Source organism: Streptomyces sp. NPDC058289, from assembly GCF_042880975.1.
GTDB lineage: Bacteria > Actinomycetota > Actinomycetes > Streptomycetales > Streptomycetaceae > Streptomyces > Streptomyces stoeckheimensis.
On sequence record NZ_JBHVYI010000015.1, the window covers coordinates 94,596 to 115,212 of the forward strand.

Sequence of the window (20,617 nt, forward strand, 5' to 3'; positions counted from 1 at the left end):
GCCCGGTCCGCCCCCTCACGTCCGCACAGCTCTGGAGCACCCGCATGCCCGCTTCCCCTTCCTCCCCTTCCTCCTCTTCCTCCCGCAAGCCCCTGCTGATCTCCGCCGGGGTCGCCCTCGCCGCCGTCACCCTCGGCCTCGTCTCCTGGCAGGCCACCGCGCCGGAGGACAGCAGCCCCCGGTCGTCCTCGGCGTCCTCCCCGGAGGCTCCGGAGGCCGGATCCGCCACGGACCCCGCCGCGCAGCTCAAGGCCCTGGCCCGCCGCGAGTCCGGCGACAAGCTCGCCGCCGGCCCGGCCGACGCCCCCGTCGTCCTGATCGAGTACTCCGACTTCAAGTGCGGCTACTGCGGAAAGTTCGCCCGCGACACCGAGCCCGAGCTCGTGAAGAAGTACGTGGAGGACGGCACCCTGCGCATCGAGTGGCGCAACTTCCCGATCTTCGGCGCCGACTCCGAGGCCGCCGCCAAGGCCGCCTGGGCGGCGGGGCAGCAGGACCGCTTCGCGCAGTTCCACGCAGCTGCGTACGCCGAGGGCGCCAAGGAGAAGGGCTTCGGCGCTGAGCGGCTGACCGAACTGGCGCGGGAGGCCGGGGTCCCGGACCTGGAGCGCTTCACGAAGGACATGGCGGGGGAGCAGGCCGCCGCCGCTCTGGCGAAGGACCAGGAGGAGGGCTACCGCATCGGCGTCACCTCCACCCCGTCCTTCCTGATCAACGGGCAGCCCATCGCGGGAGCCCAGCCCCCGGCGGCCTTCGACGCCGCCATCGCCAAGGCCAAGGCGCAGGCGGCCGCGAAGTGACCGACGCCGGATACCTGGCCGCCCTGCTCGGCGGCCTCCTCGCGCTGCTCAGCCCGTGCAGCGCGCTGCTCCTGCCCGCCTTCTTCGCGTACTCCATCGACTCCACGTCCCGGCTGCTCGCACGCACCGGGATCTTCTACGCGGGCCTCGCGAGCACCCTCGTACCGCTGGGGGCGGCGGGTTCGTACGCCGGACGGTTCTTCCACGGCAACCGCGAGGCCCTCGTGCTGGTCGGCGGCTGGCTGATCATCGGGCTCGGCCTCGCCCAGATCCTGGGCCTGGGCTTCGCCTCGAAGCGGATCTCGGAGCTGTCGGGGAAGATCCGGCCGACCACCGCCCTGTCGGTGTACGCGCTGGGCGCCGTCTACGGGCTGGCCGGCTTCTGCGCCGGGCCCATCCTCGGCAGCATCCTGACGGTGGCGGCCGTCAGCGGCAGTCCGGTCTACGGGGGCCTGCTGCTGGCGGTGTACGCCCTGGGCATGGCCGTGCCGCTGTTCGTGCTGGCACTGCTCTGGGAGCGCTTCGACCTGGGCCGCCGGCGCTGGCTTCGCGGCCGCACCTTCTCGGTGGGCCGCTTCGAACTGCACACGACCTCGCTCGCCTCGGGCCTGTTCTTCGTCCTGCTCGGCACGCTGTTCCTGGCTTACGACGGGGCGAGCGCCCTGCCGGGGCTGCTGGACGTGGACGATTCGTTCGCGGTGGAGCAGCGGGTGCAGGCGGTGGCGGACGCGGTCCCGGACTGGGCGCTGCTCGGGCTGGTGGCCGTGGCGGCGGCGGGCGCGGGCCTGGCGCAGTGGCGCCGGCGGGCCCGGGCGACGGGTGCGGGCGCGGGCGCGGAAGGGGAATGACGAAGAAGGCCCCGTCCGATGGACGGGGCCTTCTCGATTCTCTGGTGGCTGGGGCCGGGGTCGAACCGGCGACCTATCGCTTTTCAGGCGATCGCTCGTACCAACTGAGCTACCCAGCCACGAAACCGTTTCCGGCTTCAGCGAACCTGACGGGACTTGAACCCGCGACCTCCACCTTGACAGGGTGGCGAGCTAACCAACTGCTCCACAGGTCCTTGCAATGTGCGAGCACAAGTCTCGCACACGGTAATGCGTACCCCCAACGGGATTCGAACCCGTGCTACCGCCTTGAAAGGGCGGCGTCCTGGGCCACTAGACGATGAGGGCTAAAGGCCCGCCGGGCACTTTCCAGCGCGTCGGGGACGTGAGAAGCATATGGGATCCCGGCGGCGATCGCCAAAACGGTTTCCGCGGGCGGGTCCGCGGTGGGTCGGAGGCGAGCCGGGGGCAGCTCGGAGGAGACCCGCACGGGACCCGGGAGGTCAGCCCCAGCCGAGTTCGTGGAGCCGCTCGTCGTCGATGCCGAAGTGGTGGGCGATCTCGTGGACCACCGTCACGGCGACCTCGTGGACCACCTCGTCCGTGCTCTCGCACATCCGCAGGGTCGGCCCCATGTAGATCGAGATCCGGTCGGGCAGGACCCCGGCGTACCACTCCCCGCGCTCCGTGAGCGGGGTCCCCTCGTAGAGGCCGAGGAGTTCCGGGTCGTCGGAGGCGGGCTCGTCCTCCACGAAGACGGCCACGTTGTCCATGACCCGGGTCAGCTCCTCGGGGATCGAGTCCAGCGCTTCGGCCACCAGCTCTTCGAACGCGTCACGCGTCATCTCCAGCACGAGGCCATTCTCCCGCGCCGCGCCCCGATTGCGACGGCTCGTTTCCGGCGGGCCGGGACCCGGAGCGCGAGAATGGCCCGGTGGCGACCTGTGAAGCGGAGTGCGGATGACCCGGCCGGCGGAGGGGGCCGAGGCCATCGACCCGGACGTCGACCTGCACGTGCCGGCGCAACGCGCCGAACCGCAGCGCCGGGTCCTCGCGGCCGTGGCGGCGGGCGGCGCCGTGGGCGCCGCGGCGCGGTACGGGGTCGGGCTGCTGTGGCCGGCCGCGCCCGGGGCCTTCCCGTGGGGCACCTTCTGGATCAACGTGGCGGGCTGCGCGCTCATCGGCGTCCTCATGGTGCTGATCAGCGAGGGCGGCCGGTCGGCGCATCCCCTCGTACGGCCCTTCCTCGGGGTCGGAGTGCTCGGCGGGTTCACCACCTTCTCCACCTACGCGGTCGACTTCGCGCGCCTCCTCGACGCCGGTGAGGCCGGTACCGCGCTGGCGTACGCCGGGCTCACGGTGGCCGGGGCGCTGGCCGCGGTGTGGGCGGCGGCCGTGGTCACCCGGCGCGCGGTCGGCGACGGTCCCGTGCGGGGAGCGGGGCGGGGATGAACTGGCTGATCGTCATGGTGGGCGCGGCCGTCGGGGCGCCCCTGCGGTACCTGACCGACCGCGCGGTGCAGGCGCGGCACGACTCGGTGTTCCCCTGGGGCACCTTCGTCGTGAACGCGGCCGCCTCCCTGGTGCTGGGGGCGCTGACCGGGGCGGTGCTGGACGGGGCCGCCTCCTCGCGGCTGAACCTGCTGCTCGGTACCGGGCTGTGCGGGGCGCTGAGCACCTACTCGACGTTCTCCTACGAGACGCTGCGCCTGGCCGAGCGGGGCTGGAAGTTCCTGGCGGCGGCGAACGTGACGGCCTCGGTGCTTGTCGGGCTGGGCGGGGTCACGCTCGGCCACCAGGTGGCGGGACAACTGTTCGCCTGACGGCGCGCCGCCCGTCTCCCCCGGGGCGTACTGGGGCGTGTCCCTTACGGGGCAGAGGGAGTTGGGCACATTGACCCGCTCATCGCGGACCCTTGCCAGCGTTCCGGAGGTGCCCCGTGCGCCAGTTGTCCGCTTCCCTCCGTTCCCTCCGATCCTCCCGGTCGCTTCGCCTCGCCGTCGCCGCGCTCGCGGTGGCGGCGACGGCGGGATGCATGAGTGTCGGGGAGGACGCCGCGAAGCCCGGGCCCTCAGCGTCGACGGGCGTCCAGGGCGGCAAGTCCGGCGGAGGCTCCTCGTCCGGGAAGGGCGCCGGGACCCAGGGCGGCGGCCACGGCTCGAAGGGCGGTACGGGAAACCAGGACGGCAAGGCCGGGGGCCCCGGCACCACCTCCGGCGCGGCCGGGGCCTCCCCCAGCCCGGGCGCGCCGGCCGGACCGCCAGGGGCCCCCTCACCATCGGCCGGCCCGGGCGGCGGAGCGGGCGGCCAGGGGCCCCAGCAGCCCCCGGCGGGCGGTTCCGGCTCCGGGTCGGGGTCCGGCGGAGGCGGCGCCTCCGGGGGCGGCCAGCCCGCCTCCCCGACCCCGGAACCGCCGAGCCCCGCCCCGCCGGTCTCCCCGCCGCCCGTGACGGAACCCACACCGAGTCCGGAGCCTCCGAAGCCGGACCCGACGGGCGAGCCGGGCGGGCAGCCGTAGGCCCGAAACCGGCTCGGCCGCGGCGCGATCCGCCCGCCAGGGCCTGGTGGGCGGATGGCGTTTCCGCAGGTCAGCGCCTTCTTTGGGGGAGCGACTTGCCAGACCCCGGGGAGGGTGCGTATGGTTATAGATCGTTTGATCCCATTGCCCGGCGCCGACTCCGAAGAGCGCCGCGTGGCGCGTACTCTCCCCAGCCGTGGCTGACCGCATTGAGGCGGTCGATTTGCGAATTCACGGAGTTTGGGCGCGTGCCGAGACTCCGGAAGGTTTCGCATTTCGCATGTCCATTTCCAGTTCTGACCGTTCCGTCATGCCCGAGAACGACTCCAACGAGATCGTCGACGCCGAGACCCTCGCGGTCACCGAGGCCCTTGAGGCCGTAGTCACCGACGAGATCATCGAGGCCCTCGAGGCCGACGTGACGAACCACGAGTCCGACGACTCCTTCGAGGACTCCACCGAAGACTTCGACGACGCCGCGTCCGAGGACGACGCCGACGCCGAGCCCACCCTTACCTTCGGCGACCTCGGTCTGCCGGACGGCATCGTGCGCAAGCTCGCGCAGAACGGCGTCACCGCGCCCTTCCCGATCCAGGCCGCGACCATCCCGGACGCCCTGGCCGGCAAGGACATCCTCGGCCGTGGCCGCACCGGCTCCGGCAAGACCCTCTCCTTCGGTCTGCCGACCCTGGCCTCGCTGGCCGGTGGGCACACCGAGAAGAAGAAGCCCCGCGCGATCATCCTGACGCCGACGCGTGAGCTCGCGATGCAGGTCGCGGACGCTCTCCAGCCCTACGGCGACGTGCTCGGCCTCAAGATGAAGGTCGTCTGCGGCGGTACCTCCATGAGCAACCAGATCTTCGCTCTGGAGCGCGGTGTCGACGTCCTCGTCGCCACCCCGGGCCGTCTGCGCGACATCATCAACCGTGGCGCCTGCTCCCTGGCGAACGTCCAGGTCGCGGTCCTCGACGAGGCCGACCAGATGGCGGACCTGGGCTTCCTGCCCGAGGTCACCGAGCTGCTCGACCAGATCCCCGGCGGCGGCCAGCGCATGCTCTTCTCCGCCACCATGGAGAACGAGATCGGCACCCTGGTCAAGCGCTACCTGACCAACCCCGTCACGCACGAGGTCGACAGCGCGCAGGGCAACGTCACGACCATGACGCACCACGTCCTCGTCGTGAAGCCGAAGGACAAGGCGCCGGTCACGGCCGCCATCGCCGCCCGCAAGGGCCGCACCATCATCTTCGTCCGCACCCAGCTGGGCGCCGACCGCATCGCCGAGCAGCTCATCGAGTCCGGTGTGAAGGCCGACGCGCTGCACGGCGGCATGACGCAGGGTGCCCGTACCCGCGTCCTCGCCGACTTCAAGGACGGCTACGTCAACGCGCTCGTCGCCACCGACGTCGCCGCCCGCGGCATCCACGTCGACGGCATCGACCTGGTCCTGAACGTGGACCCGGCCGGCGACCACAAGGACTACCTGCACCGCTCGGGCCGTACCGCCCGCGCCGGCAAGTCCGGTGTCGTCGTGTCGCTGGCGCTTCCGCACCAGCGCCGCCAGATCTTCCGCCTGATGGAGGACGCGGGCGTCGACGCCTCGCGCCACATCGTCCAGGGCGTCGGCGCCTTCGACCCCGAGGTCGCCGAGATCACCGGTGCCCGTTCGCTGACCCAGGTCCAGGCCGACTCCGCGAACAACGCCGCGAAGCAGGCCGAGCGCGAGGTCGCCGACCTCACCAAGCAGCTCGAGCGCCTGTCGCGCCGTGCCGTCGAGCTGCGCGAGGAGGCCGACCGCCTGGTCGCCCGCTCCGCACGTGAGCGCGGCGAGGACCCGGAGGCCGCTGTCGCCGAGGTGGTCGAGGCCGCCGAGGCCGAGGTCGCGGCTGCCGTGGCCGAGCCGGTCGCCGAGGAGCGCCCCGCGTTCCAGAGCCGTGACGACCGTGGCAACTACGAGCGCCGTGACAACCGTCGCGACGACCGCGGTGACCGTGGCGGCGACCGTGGCGGCTTCCGCCGTGACGACCGCGGTGACCGCGGTGGCGACCGTGGCGGCTTCCGCTCCGGCGGCGACCGTCCCACCGGTGGTGGCTTCCGCCGTGACGACCGCCCCTCGGGTGGCTTCAACCGTGACGACCGCGGTGACCGTGGCGGCGACCGTGGCGGCTTCCGCTCCGGTGGCGACCGTCCGTCCGGTGGCTTCCGCTCCGGTGGCGACCGTCCGGCCGGCGGCGGCTTCCGCTCCGGCGGCGACCGTCCCACCGGTGGCGGCTTCCGTCGTGACGACCGCCCCTCGGGTGGCTTCAACCGTGACGACCGCGGTGACCGTGGCGGCTTCCGCTCGGGCGGCGACCGTCCGACCGGTGGCGGCTTCCGCCGCGACGACCGTCCGTCCGGTGGCTTCCGCTCCGGCGGCGACCGTCCGGCCGGCGGCGGCTTCCGCTCCGGCGGCGACCGTCCCACCGGTGGTGGCTTCCGTCGTGACGACCGCCCCTCGGGTGGCAGAAACCGTGAGGTCCGCGGCGGCGGGGGCGGCGACCGTGGCGGCTTCCGCTCGGGCGGCGACCGTCCGACCGGTGGCTTCCGCTCCGGCGGCGACCGTCCGGCCGGCGGCGGCTTCCGCTCCGGCGGCGACCGTCCCACCGGCTCGACCGGCGGCTCCTCCTTCGGCGGCCGTCGCGACGACAAGCCGCGCTGGAAGCGCAACGACTGATCGCAGTCTGAACTGACTGATTGACACAGGGCCCCAACGACACCGTCGTTGGGGCCCTGTGCCGTTGATGCCAGGCTCCGCAGACTTTGTGCCCGGGGGCACGGCGAAGCCGGGGACCACTGGCGCCATGAGGCCCCGAACTCCAGGGGCGGGAACCACGAGACGAAGCCCGTACCGACATCCCCGGGCCGGACAGCCGATTTACGATCGGCTGCCCCGCGCTCTGCGGCTATGCTCTGGGGTGAGCACGCCGAGGGCCATTAGCTCAATTGGCAGAGCAGCGGACTTTTAATCCGTTGGTTGTCGGTTCGAGTCCGACATGGCCTACAGCTCACAACGCCCCACCCGGTCCGCCGGGTGGGGCGTTTTTGTGTCCTGAAGGGGAGTCAGAGGGGTGCGGAGGCGGAGTCGAGGCGGAGTTAGGGGTGCTGTTCGGGGTGCCCGGGAGGGGTCGGAGTGCCGCCGATCGGCCGGTTTCAGGGCTCTGACCTGCGGTGATGCCCTATGTGTGGGTGGTGCGGGCGGTAATTGGCGGGGGGCTCCCCCCGGATGGCGTAGAGTTGTGTTTACCGACGCGGGGTGGAGCAGCTCGGTAGCTCGCTGGGCTCATAACCCAGAGGTCGTAGGTTCAAATCCTGCCCCCGCTACTCAGTACGAAGGCCCGGTCCCCTTTGGGGGACCGGGCCTTCGTCGTTTCCGTGTGTCCGGTGTATCCGTGGGGCGCGTCCCGTCACTCGGACGGTCCTGTCCGGGTCGCCGTACGGGCCCTCCTGCCCCCAGCCTTGGGGGGCGAGGCGGACCGGGCGGCAGGAGAGCAGCGTGGTGGGGCTGGGCCGGCAGGGCAGGGGCGAGCGCGTCTTCGGCGCGGTCGCCGGCAGCGCCGTGGTCCGCCGGATCGTCAAGATGCTCCCGGGCACCCTGATCGTCCTCGGCTTCCTCTTCGACGTGCTGACCCCGCCCAGCTTCACCGGCTCCCCCTTCTTCTCCGCCGCTCCGCTCATCGCGGCCCCGCTGTTCACGCTCCGGGCGACCGTCCTCACGGGGATCCTGTCCACCTTCGCCGTGGTCGTACTGCACATCTTCAACGGCACCACCTTCAAGGTGGAGGCCATGACCGAGCTGGCCACCGTCCTCACCGTCTCCGGGCTGGCCACGCTGATCAACATCGTCGTGCGGCGCAGTACGGAGCAACTCGCCTCCGCGCGCGGGATCGCCGAGGCGGCCCAGCGCGCCGTACTGCCGACGCCCGCCGACCGGATCGCGGGCCTCCAGGTCGCGGCCTCGTACGAGGCCGCGCAGGCGGACGCCTTCATCGGTGGCGACCTCTACGCCGTCCAGGACACCCCGTACGGGGTGCGCCTCGCGGTGGGCGACGTACGGGGGAAGGGGCTCGGGGCGGTCGAGGCGGTGGCCGTGGTCCTCGGGGCGTTCCGGGAGGCGGCCGAGGACGAGCCCACCCTGGAGGGGGTGGCACGGCGGCTGGAGCGGGCGCTCGCCCGGGAGGGGAACCGGCGCGACAGCCTGGACGCGGTGGAGGGGTTCACGACGTGCGTGCTCGGCGAGATCCCGCCGGGCGCCGGACTGCTGAGGCTCGTCAACCGTGGCCACCCCGAACCGCTGCTGCTGTACGCGAACGGCGGCCTCGTGGAGCTGCCCCCCGCCGAGCCGGCGCTGCCGCTGGGCATGGGGGAGTTGGGCGGCTGGCCGGACCGGGTGCAGGAGTGGCCCTTCCCGGAGGGCGCGACGCTGCTCCTGTACACGGACGGGCTGACCGAGGCCCGCGACGGGACGGGGGCCTTCTACGATCCGGCGGCCCGGCTGCGCGGGCGGGTCTTCCCCGGGCCCGAGGAGTTGCTGAGCGCGCTCGCCACCGATGTCCGCCGGCACACGGGCGGCGCGGCGACGGACGACATGGCCCTGCTGGCGGTGGCCAGGCCCGGGGCGCGGCAGCCGAACCGGCGGCGGACGGTGCGGGTGGTCGCGAAGGGGAACGGAGCGTGACCGAAGAGGCGCGCTCGGCAAGCAAGCTGACGGACCGTCAATGTGAAGATGTGGCGTGAGGGGTGGGAGAGGGGGGTGATTTTTGCCCGAGTTGGTCCCCGAGTGTGGCGAGAAGTCATGGCCAGAGCTGCGCGGGCAGTGGCTGATTGTCGCTAACGATCAATCGCAACTGCTTGGAATCACTCCCCTTTCTCTATTACCGTTCGATAACGCAGAGCGGTCGTCCCAGCCGTCGCAAGAGACGGCACCGTGCGCGTGCTCGCCCATGAGGAGTGTGCCCCGGTGGCCTCCAACTCGCCTGCCCCTGAAGGCATCGACGTCCAGGAGCAGCCCACCGCCGGTGCCTGGGGCGAGTGGAACCCCACCGAGGACTCGGCCCGGCCGCCCCGCGGCAAGCACCGCGTGCTCAAGCAGCGCGGGGGACTGGCCCGTTCCTCCACGGTTCTCGGCGTCGGCGTGATCGCCGCGGTCGGCGCGGGAGGCATCGCCACCGCGCAGGACCGGCCCCAGGTCGCCATATCCCTGCCCTCGCTGCCGCCCCTGCCCGATCTCCCGGAGGCCCTGGGCGGCGCGGACCGGTCCGCCGGGGACTCCGACGGTGGTTCCACGCGGACCGCCGAGCCGGCCCGGTCGGGGATCATCCCGCAGCAGGCCGACCGCCGCTCCGACGCGGGTGAGCTGCTGCGCAGCCGCATCCTCCAGCAGGCCGAGTCCCAGCAGGAGGCCGCCGCGGCCCAGGAGCGGGCCGAAGTCGAGCGGGTGGCGCAGGAAGCCGCGGCCCAGCAGGCCCGCGATGCGCAGGCGGCCAAGGAAGCGGCCGAGAAGGCGGCGGCGGAGGCGGCCGAGAAGGCCGCCGCCGAGGAAGCGCGCCAGGCGCAGGAGGCCAAGGAGGCCGCCGAGGCCAAGGCCAAGGCGGAGAGCGCCGCCCGGTCGGCCGGAGCCTTCTTCTTGCCCACCTCGGCCTATACCCTCACCTCGCACTACGGCGACTCCGGCTCGATGTGGTCCTCCGGCCACCACACCGGCCTCGACTTCGCCGCCCCGACCGGCACCCCCGTCAAGGCGGTCGGCGGCGGGAAGATCATTTCGGCCGGCTGGTCCGGGGCGTACGGCTACCGCATCGTGCTGGAACTCCCCGACGGCACCGAGATCTGGTACTGCCACCTGTCCTCGATGTCGGTGACCGGCGGCTCCGTCGCCGGGGGCGACACCATCGGCCGGGTCGGCGCGACCGGCAACGTCACCGGCCCCCACCTCCACCTCGAAGTCCGCCAGGGCGGCGTCACGGTGGACCCGCTGTCATGGCTGACGGCACGGGGCCTGAACGTCTAGGTCGCGGTACGAGTCCCGGCGCCGGCCCGTCGATCGGGCCGATCGGGCCCAGGGGGTCGAAGCAGGGCGGGAGGAGTTCCTCCAGCACCGCGGCCCGGGACAGTGCCGGGCCCGCCGTCGCGCGGCGCAGCCAGAGCCGGCGCAGCAGCTCCCGCTCCCGCCCCGCGAAGTCCGGCTCCCGGTCCGGGCCGCCGCTGCGCGCCCGGTGACGTAGCAGAGCCAGTTCCGCGGCATCGGCCTCGTACAAGGCGACCGCCCGTCCCGCCGGCCGGCCCCCGGTGCTCCGGGCCAGCGCGCGGGCCAGGGAGCGCGCGGGCATCGAGACCAGCGCGGGCACCTCGGCCGGGCCCAGCCAGCCGGCGGCCGCGTACACGGCGAGCTCCCCGGCGACGGCCCGCAGTCGGCGGCGCCGTATCCACACGGCCAGCCAGGCCAGCAGCCCGAACACCGGGACCATCACGCAGCCGTAGACCACGTAGAACCCGGACTCGCCCAGGTCCGAGGAGCTGTTCCACAGCGCGTGCAGCCCCATGGCCGAGGCGAGGCCGAGCAGCGGCAAACCGATCCTGCGCGTACGGCGCACGGCGAGCGCGGCGGCGCCGAAACCGAGGCCGGTGGCCACGGTGAACAGCGGATGGGCGAAGGGGGACATGACGCCCCGGACGAAGAACGTGGCCGCCGTCACGGAGTTCAGCACCCCGGTGCCGTTCTCGACGTCCTCGTCGAAGGCGTTGCCGAGGTAGAGGATGTTCTCGGTGAAGGCGAAGCCGGTGGCGGTGAAACCGGCCATCACGAAACCGTCGGAGGGACCGCTGAACTGGCGTCTCCTGAACAGGAACACCAGCAGCAGGGCGGCCGCCTTGGCGCTCTCCTCGACCACCGGGGCGATCGCCACCGAGCCGAGCTGGTCGCCGTAGGAGGGATCGGCGGTGGCCGCGGCTATCCACTGGGTCGCGAAACTGTTGGCCAGTATGGCGATCAGCGCCGCGGCGCACGCCCCCCAGCCGAAGCAGAACGCCACCTGCGCCCACGGGTGGGGCGCGGCCCGCCCCACCCAGCGGAACGCCGCCACGAGCGGCGCCACCGGCAGCAGGGCCAGGCCCAGACCGACGAAGAACCCGGGCGTACCGGTCTGTTCGCGTACGAGTTCCAGGATCGCGATGCCGCAGACGCCGAGCAGCGCGACGAGTGCGTACGTGCGCACGGCGCCGGCAGTACGCGGCACGCGGTGCAACAGCCTGGGCGGCCGGGTCGCTCGGGGCACATGATGACTCTACCGAGCGGACCCGACACGCGGAGTGATGTCCTCGGTTCTAGGCGTTACCGGTACGCCGGAACAGCAAATCGTGTACGACGTGTCCCTTGTCGAGGCCCTGCCCCTCGAAGCGGGTGAGCGGCCTGAAGTCGGGGCGCGGCGCGTAACCGCCGTCGGCCTGGGTGTTCTCGAACTCCGGCTGGGCCGTGAGCACTTCGAGCATCTGCTCGGCGTACGGCTCCCAGTCGGTCGCGCAGTGCAGCATCGCCCCGGGCGCCATGCGGGTGGCGGCCAGCGCGAGGAACTCCGGCTGGATCAGGCGCCGCTTGTGGTGGCGGGCCTTGGGCCAGGGGTCCGGGAAGTACACGCGGAGCCCAGCGAGGGAGTCCGGGGGCAGCATCTCGCGGAGCAGGATGATGGCGTCGCCGTTGGCGACGCGCACGTTCTCGAGCCCGTTCCGCTCGGCGAGGGCGAGGAGGTTGCCCTGCCCGGGGGTGTGCACGTCGGCGGCCAGGATTCCGGTGCCCGGGTCGGCGGCGGCCATCTGCGCGGTGGCCTCGCCCATGCCGAAGCCGATCTCCAGCACGACGGGAAGCCCGTCGAACATCTCCTTGAGATCGATCACGTCGTGCCCGTCGATGTCGAGCCCCCAGGTCCCCCAGAGCCGCTTCAGGGCTTCGCCCTGCCCGGTGGTCACCCGGCTGCGACGGGGCTGGAAGCTCCGGATCCGCCGCTCGTGGTGCGAACCCGCCGGATCGGGCGCGGGCCCGTCGGGGAACCGCGGCTCGGTACGCCACTTCGGGGGCACGTAGGTGGAGGTCGCCTCCGGCGCGGGCTCGGCGGCGGGATTCTGGGGACTCAGAGACTCAGACACAATCCCCGGATTCTACGCGCGCCCGCCCCCACCTGCTGTGCGGCCGCCTGCCCGCATGCGCAGGCAAACCCAGCCTCGCCGGCGTGTGAGGCGCGGGGTCCGGGGCGCAGCCCCGGGGAACGGGCGAAGGGCGGGTAGGGGGCAGCCCGCGCAGTGGCGCACCCGCAGCCACGCTCCGGGGGCGGGGGACAGCCCCGCGCAGCGGTGATCCGGCCTCGCCCCGGAGCCAAGCCCCGCAGGGCTACGCGCTGCGCAGGGACTTGAGCGCGCGCCCGGCAATCTCCCGCCCGATCGGCAGCGAAGCGGTCGCCGCAGGCGAAGGCGCATTCAGCACGTGCACCGTCCGCTCCCCCTCCCGGATCAGGAAGTCGTCCACCAGCCCCCCGTCCCGCAGCACGGCCTGCGCCCGCACCCCCGCCGCCGCGGGCACCAGGTCCTCCGCGCGCACCGCCGGCAGCAGCCTCCGTACCGCCTCGACGAACGCCGCCTTCGACAGCGACCGCCGCACCTCACCCGCTCCGTACCGCCAGTGCCGCGCGGCCATCCGCCAGGATCCCGGCCAGGCCAGCTCGTCCGCGAGGTCCCGCGGCCGGACCACGCCCCAGCCGTACCCCTCGCGCGCCAGCGCCGGCACCGCGTTCGGCCCGACGTGGACCCCACCCCCGATGCCCCGGGTCAGGTGGACGCCGAGGAAGGGGAACGCCGGGTCCGGCACCGGATAGACCAGCCCGCGCACCAGATCGGGCCGGGCCAGGTCGTAGTACTCGCCCCGGAAGGGCAGGATCCGCATCTGCGGGTCGTCCCCGGCCAGCCGCGCGATCCGGTCGCACTGCAGCCCTGCGCAGTTCACCAGCACCCGCGCGCGCACCACCACACCACTGCTCGTGCGCACCGCCACGCCGGCCGCGCGCCGCGAGATCAGCTCGACGGCGCCGCCGTAGACGATCTCCGCCCCCGAGGATTCCGCGAGCTGCTGCGCGACCCGTCCGTAGTCCACGATCCCCGTGGTCCCGACGTGGATCGCCGCGAGCCCGCGCACTTCGGGCTCGTACTCCGAGATCTGCGTCGGCCCCAGCTCCCGCACCGGGATGCCGTTCTCCCGGCCCCGCTGCACGAGCGCGTGCAGCCGCGGCAGCTCGTCCCGCTCGGTGGCGACGATGAGCTTGCCCGTCACCTCGTGCGGGATGCCGTGCTCCGTGCAGAACTTGACCATCTCGGCCGCGCCGCGCACCGCGAAGCGGGCCTTGAGGGAGCCCGGCTTGTAGTAGATCCCGCTGTGGATCACGCCGCTGTTGCGGCCCGTCTGGTGCCGGGCGGGGCCGTCCTCCTTCTCCAGGACGACCACCCGGGTCCCCGGAGCGAGCCCCGCGAGGGCATGCGCCGTCGACAGGCCGACGATCCCGCCTCCGATCACCAGCACATCGCAGTCCAGCCTGCCCATGCCGCCCACGCCGCCCACACTGACACCTCCCACCCCTGCATAGTGCACCCCGCCACTGACAACGGGGCCACGCGGGGCCTATGCCGGGGTTACCAGCAGAGGCCTGGCCCGCTCGCGCAGTTCGGCGACGCGCGGTTCGTCTCCGTACGGTTCCAGCCGGTGCAGGAGGTCCCGTACGTACTCCGTCGTCCGGGCCGACGAGATCCGCCCCGCGACCTCCACCGCCCGGGTCCCCGCCGCGCACGCCGCGTCGAGGTTCCCGGACTCCAGCTCGGCCACCGCGCTCACGACGAGCCGCAGCCCGTGTGATCGTACGTACTCCTCCGTCGGCCGGGACAGTGCCTGTTCCGTGAAACGCCTTACCTGGCGCGGGAGTTTGAGGTCGCGGTAGCACTCGGCCGCATCCGCCGCGAAGCGGTCGTACGAGTAGAAGCCCAGCCAGGTCGGATCGGCGTCGCCGTCCCGGGCCCGTTCCAGCCAGCCCTCGGAGGCCCGCAGCGCGGCCCCGGCGGCGACCGAATCGCCCGCCTTCGCGTGCGCCCGGGCCTCGACGAGGCGGAAGAAGCTCATCGTCCGCGCGGTCGCCAGGCCCCGGTTGCGTTCGACGGCGGCCTGCGCGAGGTCCACGCCCTCGTCCGGGAAGTCCCGATAGGTGGCCTGCAGGGACATCGACGCCAGCACGTACCCGCCGAGCGGTACGTCGGCGGCGGCGCGGGCCAGGCGCAGCGCCTGGATGTAGTACCGCTGGGCGGCTTCCTGCTGCCCGGTGTCGAAGGCCATCCAACCGGCCAGCCGGGTCAGTTCGGCGGTGGCGCCGAAGAGCGCGCGGCCCACCTCGTCGGTGTAGGAGCCGAGCAGCAGCGGCGCCGCGTCCACCCGCAGGCATTCGGGGACCATCGAGGAACGCCAGTCGCCGCCCCCGTACTTGGAGTCCCAGCGACGGGCGTCCTCGGCGGCCTCGCGCAGCTTGGTCACATCGCTGTGGCCCACGCGCTGCGGGACCCCGGCGTCGGGTGCGGACGGAGCGGGCGGCGGTGGCGTTTCACGTGGAGGCTGGGCGGGCACACCCCCGACGTGGGCGCCGGGCGGCGCCGGAAGGCCTTCCGGCGGGGCCGCGCCCGGCACCGGTTCGCGTACTACCGGTTCGCGCGCCACCGAGCTGTCGGCGGGAGATATCAGCCACCGCGAGGCCGGCGTCGCGTACGCCGACACCGAGAAGGAACCGGCGAGCGACTGCCAGATGCCGCCTCCTCCGCGCCGGCCGGCGAGGTCGAGCCGGTAGAGGTCGGTGGCCGAGCGCACGGCCGCGCCGACGTCGCGCGGGAAGGCAAGCCCCACTTCGGGCGCCGGATCCGCGTCCGCGAGCCCGATCTCGTGCAGCGGCACGGGCCGGCCGAGCTTCGCGCCGATGGCGGCCGCGATCAGGTGCGGGGCGGCGCCCTGCGGCACCATGCCCTTCGACACCCATCGGGCCACCGACGTCTTGTCGTAGCGAAGGGTCAGACCGCGCTGAGCGCCGAGGTCGTTGACCCGCCGGGCCAGCCCGGCGTTGCTGATGCCCGCGAGGGCGAGGACGGCGCCGAGCTTCTCATTGGGCTCGCGGAGCTCCCTGGACATGCGCCACCCCTCGTCACACGCGGAACGCAGACGCCGCCGGGGCATAGGCGCCCGGCATTTCGTAAACCCAGCGTAGTTCCCCGCCTCCCAAGCGTTAAGGGCTCCTGTTCCGTATGGCGGGATTGTTGTCCGTATGCACAGTCGGGCAGGCGTCCGGGGGCGGGGCGCACGTGTCAGCGCGTGCTCCACCCGTGTGGCCGTGCGCCCGGCCGTGCGCTCTGGCCGCTGCGGGGGCCCGGCGATTCGATGTGCGGTGCGTGGGTCGGCCCGCCGCGTGGACCGGGCGGGCCGGGGGATGCCGCTGCCTCAATCCCCGCGGGTGGCGGAACGGTCCGGGGGGTGGATCCCGCCCCCCGGGCCGCGCTCCGCCGGGCGGGCCCGGGCGGCGGACCCGCGGGGCTCCGCGCAGGGCTCCGCACAGGGCTCCCAGTACGGCCGAAGAATGGCCGAAACCGACCTATGGGGCGGTCGGAACGGAACGCCAAATACCGCACGGCCGGGGCGTGTTCGTTTATACGTGCGCCCCCCTTACCCACTCCCGCACGCCTGTCTCGTGGCAGCATGGACCCCGAGCCACCCGGGGTCCCTCCGGCCGCGCGCTGAGCGCCGGCCGCGCGGTTCGCACCCCGGTCAGGTGCCCACGGGCTGGGGAGGCGGCGGTGCGCTGGTTGGTGGGTTGGAGCAGTATCGCCGCGAGCTTCGGCACGGCCGGACGGGTCGCGGGGCACGGCGCTGCGCACGCCTCCGACCAGGGCGCATACGGCTCGGGCTACGGTTCCGGATCCGGCGCGGGCTACGGATCGGCCTCGGCCTACGGCCCCGGGAACGCCTACGGCTCCGGGAACGGCTCCGGCTCGGGCCCCGACGGATGGGGCGACGGCCCGGTCCGCGGCGGGCTCGCCGACGCCGGCCACTCCGACGAACCGGGCGCCGCCGACGCCGACCGCACCGTCGTCCCCGTCGGAGCCCAGCTCCTCTGGGGCGACCCCGACCCCCTCTGGGCCGTCGGCGACTGGCGGCCGGACGAGATCCGCACCCTCACCGCCGATCCCGCGGACCCCTTCACCCGCCTCGCCGTCCTCGGCTGCTGCGGCGCCACCGACGAGGAACTGCGCCGCGCGCTCTACGCCGCCCGCGGCGGCGCGCTGCGCCACCTCACCCAGTGGCCCGGCAGCTACACCGCCGTCGTGCAGGCCGGCCGCCGCATCACGGTCGTCGGCGACCTGGCCGGCGCCCGGCCCGTCTTCTACACGCCCTGGGCGAGCGGGACCGCGTACGCCACCGCCGCCCTCCCGCTCGCCGACCTGATCGAGGCGCAGCTCGACATCGGCCATCTCGCCGCCCTGTTGGCCTGCCCCGACAGCCCGGAGGCGCTGGGCGACGGCACACCGTACGTCGGCGTACGCCGGATCCCGCCCGGGCACGCGCTGATCCTGCGCGAGGGCTCGCGGGAGATCACCGGCTACGAGCCGGTGGCCTCCCTCGCGGTGGCCGCCCCCACGGCCGACCCCGCGCTCGCGGTGGAGGGCGTACGGGAAGCGTTGGTCGAAGCGGTGCGCGCCCGGCTCACGGCTCCGCGGCATGCCCCCGAGACGCTGCCCTACGACCCCGGGCCCGTCCCCGGAATGGGCCCGGCCGACCGCCGGGCCGCGCGCGGCGCCCCCGCACCCGTCCCAGGAGTCGGCGCCGACCTCTCCGGAGGCAGCGCCTCCGCGACCCTCGCCCTGCTCGCCGCCGGCCTCCCCGGGGCACCGGGCGCCCTCCGCGGCCGCACCGGGGAACGCCTCCTCGCCGTCACCTTCAACGACCTGGCCACCCCCCAGGGCCGCGAACCCGAACTGGAACGCGCCCACGCCATCGCGTCCGACCCCCGCCTGCACCACGTGGTCGTGGCCGCCGCCGAGGAAGCCCTCCCGTACGCCGACCTCGACGGGCCGCTGACCGACGAACCGGGCCCCTCCCTCGTCTTCGCCGCTCGCGAGCGGCGCCGCCTTGCGGCCGGCTCGGCGGACCACTTCACCGGCCACGGAGCCCGCCAGGTCCTCGACGCCCACCCCGCCCGGCTCGCCGACCTCCTGCTCGACCGGCGCCGACGCCACCTGCTGCGGCCCACCCTGGCCCTGGCCCGCTCCTCGCCGTCCGAGGGCGACTCCCTCCTCGTGCCCCTCCTCGTCCCCCTCACCGTGTACGCGGCGGCCCGCCGCCTGGCCCGTACGCCCTACCGCGCCGGCATGGAGGCGGCGGCGGCCCGCCTGCGCGACGGAGTCCCGACCCCGGGTCCCTGTTCCCCGGTGGACGCCTCGCTCGCCGCCCTCACCTGGTCCCGGCCGGGCCCGGCGGCGGCCTGGCTGACGGGCGAGGCCCTGGCCGAGGTATCGATCCGCCTCACCGCCGCCGCGGGCCGGCCTCCCCTCTCGCTGCGCCCCGGGGAGGCCCGGGCCCGCGCCGTCCTGGCCCGGCACGCCGCCGACCACCGGGTCTTCGAGCAGGCCGTGGAGGTCCGCAGCCAGCGCCTGCACGCCCCGTTCCTGGACAACCAGGTCGTACGGGCCGCCCGGGCCCTGCCCGAATCCCTACGCGTCCAACCCGGCGCCCGGGCGGCGGTCCTGCGCGGGGTCCTGTCCTCGGCCGGGGTCCGGGACCTCCCCCCGGGGTGGGGTGCGACGGCCCACGCCCCGAACGAATCGGCCACCCGTCTGGGACTGCGCGCGGCCCTCCCGCACCTCCTGACCCTCTTCACGTCCCCCCTGCTGGCGGACGCGGGCCTGATCGAAGCCCGGGTCGTCCGCCAGGCCCTGCTGGACGCGGCGGAGGGCCGCCCGGTCCCGCTCGACGGCATCGCCGAACTCGTCTCGATGGAACTGTGGCTGGGCCGCCTCCTGGCCCGCCGGGGCACCTGCTGGACCGGCACCTCCACGCCCCGCCGCAGAGCCGTCCCCACCGGAGTCCCCTTCCGGCGCCCGGCCCTGTCCTGACACGCTGCGCCGACGCCCCGGGGCCGGGCTCAGCGGCAGCTGATGACGGAGTCGGCCCAGCTCGCCAGCGTCGGCAGGCGGCCGCCCTCGGCGCGCTCCACGACCAGGCGCAGCGTCTTGTGCCCTGAGAGGGAGACGGACACGTTCGCCGCCGGGTCCTCGTAGCCCAGGGCCCGGGACTGCCACAGCCGCTGCCCGTCCGCGTACACGGAGAAGCGGACCGTGCCGTTCGTGAGCAGCGACATGCCGTCCACACCGGCCCGCGCCGAGAAGCTGACGCAGCTCCGGTTGAGGGTGATCTCCACGGAGGAACGGGAATTGACCGTGATCCCGTGCGAGAAGCGCTGTCCGCCGATCATCGGCCCCCAGCGCTGCCACACCCAGCTGCTCCGCCAGGTCTCGATCTCGGGGCCGTCGTGGTTCCCGTACGCGGACTGGCCCAGGGAGGTGAGCCGGAACCCCTGCGGTGCCTGCGGCGGCTTGGGCGGCGTCGGCTTGGGCGTCGGTACCGGACTCGGCGTGGGGCTCGGCTTCGGACTCGGGACCCGGCTCGGACTCGGCGCGGGCGAGGACCGCTCCGGGCTCGGGGAAGGCTCCGGCACGGCCGGTGCGAGGGCCGGCGGCGGCCCGGGCGTCTGCTTCTTCGGGGGCGGTACGGATCCCCGTGCCGCGGACGGCTGCGCCTGCGACGGGCCGGGCTCCGGCGCGGCGGAGGCCGGACTCCGCGGCACCGGCACGGCCACCCCCGGAGCGGGGTTCGCGCGCACGGTCGGAGCGGTGTCGTCACCGGCCAGCGCGAACACCACGCCGGCGGCCGCGGCCACCACGACCCCGGCGGCGATGGCAGCCTTGGCCGGCAACCCCAGCCCCTCCGAAGCCACGGCTCCGCCGACCCCGCCGGCCCCGCTTCCACCAGCGGCTCCACCGGCGGCCCCGGCCCCGGCGGCGCCGGCTCCGGCACCTGCCCCGGCCGTCGACCCGCCCACGGCTGCGGCAGCGGCCCCGGCACCACCTGCGGCGACGGCCCCACCGGCCACCACTCCGGCCGCCTTGGCCGCGTACCCGGCGGCGAACCACCCGATGACGGCGACCGGCAGCAGCGCGGGAATGCCCGCATTGACGTCCTTGAGCTCACCTGCGGCGAGCCGGCACCGCGCGCACTCCTCGAGGTGCTTGCGCAGTCCCCGCTCGGCCCGCATCCGCAAGCCCCCGCGGGCATACGCCCCCAGCCGGTCGGCGTAGCGGGCGCAGTCCCCGCCGGAGCTCAGCGCGGTGCTCACATGGGCCTGGAGGTACGCCTGCTTGAGGCCCTCGCGGGCCCGGCTGGCCAGTACCGCGGTGGCGTTCGCGCTCAGCCCGAAGAGCGGGGCGATCGCGCTCGGCGAGGCCTCCTCGACGGTGGTGTGCCACAGCACGGCCTGCCACCGCTCGGGCAGGCTCCGGAAGGCCTGCATCGCGAGGGTCTGCTCGGCCTCGTGCATGGCCCGTACATCGGCGCCGAGTTCGAGGGTGTCGTCCCCCGCTCGAACGGGCAGCCCGACCGAGCCGTCGCCGGACCCGGCCGCCTGCTCCGCGAACAGCGCGAAGTCCTCGACCAGATGCTCCCGCTTCGCCGTTTTCGCCCAGGCGGCGGCGACCCGGCGCACGGTGGTCAGCAGGTAGGCGCGCACCGACTGGTCCGGACCCGCCCCGCCGCGTACGGCCTGGAGGGTCCGCGCGAACACCTCGGCGGTCAGATCGTCGGCGGTGTGCGCGTCGCGGCAGCAGGTACGGGCATAGCGGCGCACGCCCTCCGAGTGGCGGCGGAACAGTTCCTCGTAGGCTCCGTCGTCGCCCCCGCGCATCCGCGCGATCAAGTCCCCGTCGGACGGCGGAAGTTCCCCGCTCGACCCGGCGGCGTGCCGGCCGCCCGGTTCGCGCTGCGCCGGGACCTGTCGTGCGGGCAGGCTGCCCGCGTCGACCTCGCCGCCGGCGCCACCGTGTGGCTCTTCCCGCCCGTCAACGCTCATCGCGGAGGCCCTCGCACGACACACTCAACCGGTACACCGATCCAGCGTGTCACACGGCGGGCACGCGCCGAACCGGTCTCCACACCTTCCACTCATCCGGGCAAGCCCTGACGAATCGCCGTACGGACCCTCACCCGTTCGAGCGAGACCCTCCAGGAAAGAGCCGGTTGACGCCCATCACCAGGACAGCCCCTCCCACCGGCCCGAAGCCCCACTCACCGGCTGAGGCGAGGCACTCACCAGCCGAGCACTCAC

At 73.9% G+C, this 20,617-nt stretch carries 15 protein-coding genes and 5 tRNA genes; 11 read left to right on the plus strand and 9 right to left on the minus strand.

Annotated features, from left to right (window positions below; genetic code table 11):
* Positions 1–44: 44 nt before the first annotated feature.
* Positions 45–800, plus strand: a complete 756-nt coding sequence (locus ACFVX6_RS10610) for a DsbA family protein (RefSeq protein WP_389689949.1) — start codon at positions 45–47, stop codon at positions 798–800.
* Entirely contained in the window at positions 797–1,648 is an 852-nt protein-coding gene (locus ACFVX6_RS10615; protein ID WP_389689951.1) for a cytochrome c biogenesis CcdA family protein, read from the plus strand. The genes ACFVX6_RS10610 and ACFVX6_RS10615 overlap by 4 nt, the downstream gene beginning before the upstream one ends.
* A gap of 42 nt (positions 1,649–1,690) precedes the next feature.
* Here ACFVX6_RS10615 and ACFVX6_RS10620 read toward each other — a convergent pair.
* The 4 genes from ACFVX6_RS10620 to ACFVX6_RS10635 all read right to left on the minus strand — a co-directional run bounded on the left by ACFVX6_RS10620 (position 1,691) and on the right by ACFVX6_RS10635 (position 2,481).
* Positions 1,691–1,767: transfer RNA gene (locus ACFVX6_RS10620), tRNA-Phe, on the minus strand.
* Between the two features lie 22 nt (positions 1,768–1,789).
* Positions 1,790–1,863 (minus strand) — tRNA-Asp (locus ACFVX6_RS10625).
* A 39-nt stretch (positions 1,864–1,902) separates the two neighbouring features.
* Positions 1,903–1,975 (minus strand) — tRNA-Glu (locus tag ACFVX6_RS10630).
* 155 nt (positions 1,976–2,130) lie between these two features.
* A complete protein-coding gene (locus ACFVX6_RS10635; protein ID WP_250751922.1) occupies positions 2,131–2,481 on the minus strand; it encodes a metallopeptidase family protein in 351 nt (116 codons plus the stop codon).
* A 106-nt stretch (positions 2,482–2,587) separates the two neighbouring features.
* On the opposite strand from ACFVX6_RS10635, the gene ACFVX6_RS10640 reads away from it, so the two are divergent.
* From ACFVX6_RS10640 to ACFVX6_RS10675, 8 genes are all read left to right on the plus strand, one after another.
* Positions 2,588–3,079 carry a CrcB family protein gene (locus ACFVX6_RS10640; protein ID WP_389689953.1) on the plus strand — a complete coding sequence of 164 codons (492 nt, stop codon included), beginning with the start codon at positions 2,588–2,590 and terminating at the stop codon, positions 3,077–3,079.
* Positions 3,076–3,450, plus strand: coding sequence for a CrcB family protein (locus ACFVX6_RS10645; RefSeq protein WP_250751918.1), 375 nt, complete (start codon positions 3,076–3,078; stop codon positions 3,448–3,450). Before ACFVX6_RS10640 ends, ACFVX6_RS10645 begins: the two co-directional genes overlap by 4 nt.
* A gap of 212 nt (positions 3,451–3,662) precedes the next feature.
* Positions 3,663–4,145, plus strand: coding sequence for a hypothetical protein (locus ACFVX6_RS10650; protein ID WP_389689955.1), 483 nt, complete (start codon positions 3,663–3,665; stop codon positions 4,143–4,145).
* 280 nt (positions 4,146–4,425) lie between these two features.
* On the plus strand, positions 4,426–6,858 hold the full coding sequence (locus tag ACFVX6_RS10655; RefSeq protein ID WP_389689957.1) for a DEAD/DEAH box helicase: 2,433 nt from the start codon (positions 4,426–4,428) through the stop codon (positions 6,856–6,858).
* A gap of 254 nt (positions 6,859–7,112) precedes the next feature.
* Positions 7,113–7,185: transfer RNA gene (locus ACFVX6_RS10660), tRNA-Lys, on the plus strand.
* A gap of 246 nt (positions 7,186–7,431) precedes the next feature.
* A tRNA-Met gene (locus ACFVX6_RS10665) sits at positions 7,432–7,505 on the plus strand.
* A gap of 172 nt (positions 7,506–7,677) precedes the next feature.
* Entirely contained in the window at positions 7,678–8,859 is a 1,182-nt protein-coding gene (locus ACFVX6_RS10670; protein ID WP_389689959.1) for a PP2C family protein-serine/threonine phosphatase, read from the plus strand.
* Between the two features lie 282 nt (positions 8,860–9,141).
* Positions 9,142–10,191: a M23 family metallopeptidase gene (locus ACFVX6_RS10675; protein WP_389689961.1), complete on the plus strand. Its 1,050-nt coding sequence runs from the start codon at positions 9,142–9,144 to the stop codon at positions 10,189–10,191.
* Here ACFVX6_RS10675 and ACFVX6_RS10680 read toward each other — a convergent pair.
* From ACFVX6_RS10680 to ACFVX6_RS10695, 4 genes are all read right to left on the minus strand, one after another.
* Positions 10,142–11,455, minus strand: coding sequence for a PrsW family glutamic-type intramembrane protease (locus ACFVX6_RS10680; RefSeq protein WP_389689963.1), 1,314 nt, complete (start codon positions 11,453–11,455; stop codon positions 10,142–10,144). The two genes, ACFVX6_RS10675 and ACFVX6_RS10680, sit on opposite strands and share 50 nt — an antisense overlap.
* A gap of 49 nt (positions 11,456–11,504) precedes the next feature.
* Positions 11,505–12,254: a tRNA (guanosine(46)-N7)-methyltransferase TrmB gene (trmB, locus tag ACFVX6_RS10685; protein WP_389689986.1), complete on the minus strand. Its 750-nt coding sequence runs from the start codon at positions 12,252–12,254 to the stop codon at positions 11,505–11,507.
* A 307-nt stretch (positions 12,255–12,561) separates the two neighbouring features.
* Entirely contained in the window at positions 12,562–13,761 is a 1,200-nt protein-coding gene (gene lhgO, locus ACFVX6_RS10690; RefSeq protein WP_389689988.1) for an L-2-hydroxyglutarate oxidase, read from the minus strand.
* Positions 13,762–13,839: 78 nt separating this feature from the next.
* On the minus strand, positions 13,840–15,378 hold the full coding sequence (locus ACFVX6_RS10695) for a sporulation protein (protein ID WP_389689965.1): 1,539 nt from the start codon (positions 15,376–15,378) through the stop codon (positions 13,840–13,842).
* 659 nt (positions 15,379–16,037) lie between these two features.
* On the opposite strand from ACFVX6_RS10695, the gene ACFVX6_RS10700 reads away from it, so the two are divergent.
* Positions 16,038–18,353 carry an asparagine synthase-related protein gene (locus tag ACFVX6_RS10700; RefSeq protein WP_389689967.1) on the plus strand — a complete coding sequence of 772 codons (2,316 nt, stop codon included), beginning with the start codon at positions 16,038–16,040 and terminating at the stop codon, positions 18,351–18,353.
* A gap of 29 nt (positions 18,354–18,382) precedes the next feature.
* On the opposite strand, the gene ACFVX6_RS10705 is transcribed toward ACFVX6_RS10700, so the two are convergent.
* The gene (locus ACFVX6_RS10705) at positions 18,383–20,362 is read right to left on the minus strand and encodes a sigma-70 family RNA polymerase sigma factor (protein ID WP_389689969.1); all 1,980 of its coding nucleotides are present in this window, start codon (positions 20,360–20,362) and stop codon (positions 18,383–18,385) included.
* Positions 20,363–20,617 lie beyond the last annotated feature (255 nt).

Excerpts from the sequence above, each read along its gene's own strand:
- ACFVX6_RS10650 (WP_389689955.1), top strand. The coding sequence starts at position 3,663 with ATGAGTGTCGGGGAGGACGCCGCGAAGCCCGGGCCCTCAGCGTCGACG.
- ACFVX6_RS10705 (WP_389689969.1), bottom strand. The coding sequence starts at position 20,362 with ATGAGCGTTGACGGGCGGGAAGAGCCACACGGTGGCGCCGGCGGCGAG.
- ACFVX6_RS10655 (WP_389689957.1), top strand. The coding sequence starts at position 4,426 with ATGTCCATTTCCAGTTCTGACCGTTCCGTCATGCCCGAGAACGACTCC.
- ACFVX6_RS10640 (WP_389689953.1), top strand. The coding sequence starts at position 2,588 with ATGACCCGGCCGGCGGAGGGGGCCGAGGCCATCGACCCGGACGTCGAC.
- ACFVX6_RS10645 (WP_250751918.1), top strand. The coding sequence starts at position 3,076 with ATGAACTGGCTGATCGTCATGGTGGGCGCGGCCGTCGGGGCGCCCCTG.
- ACFVX6_RS10695 (WP_389689965.1), bottom strand. The coding sequence starts at position 15,378 with ATGTCCAGGGAGCTCCGCGAGCCCAATGAGAAGCTCGGCGCCGTCCTC.
- lhgO (WP_389689988.1), bottom strand. The coding sequence starts at position 13,761 with ATGGGCAGGCTGGACTGCGATGTGCTGGTGATCGGAGGCGGGATCGTC.
- ACFVX6_RS10610 (WP_389689949.1), top strand. The coding sequence starts at position 45 with ATGCCCGCTTCCCCTTCCTCCCCTTCCTCCTCTTCCTCCCGCAAGCCC.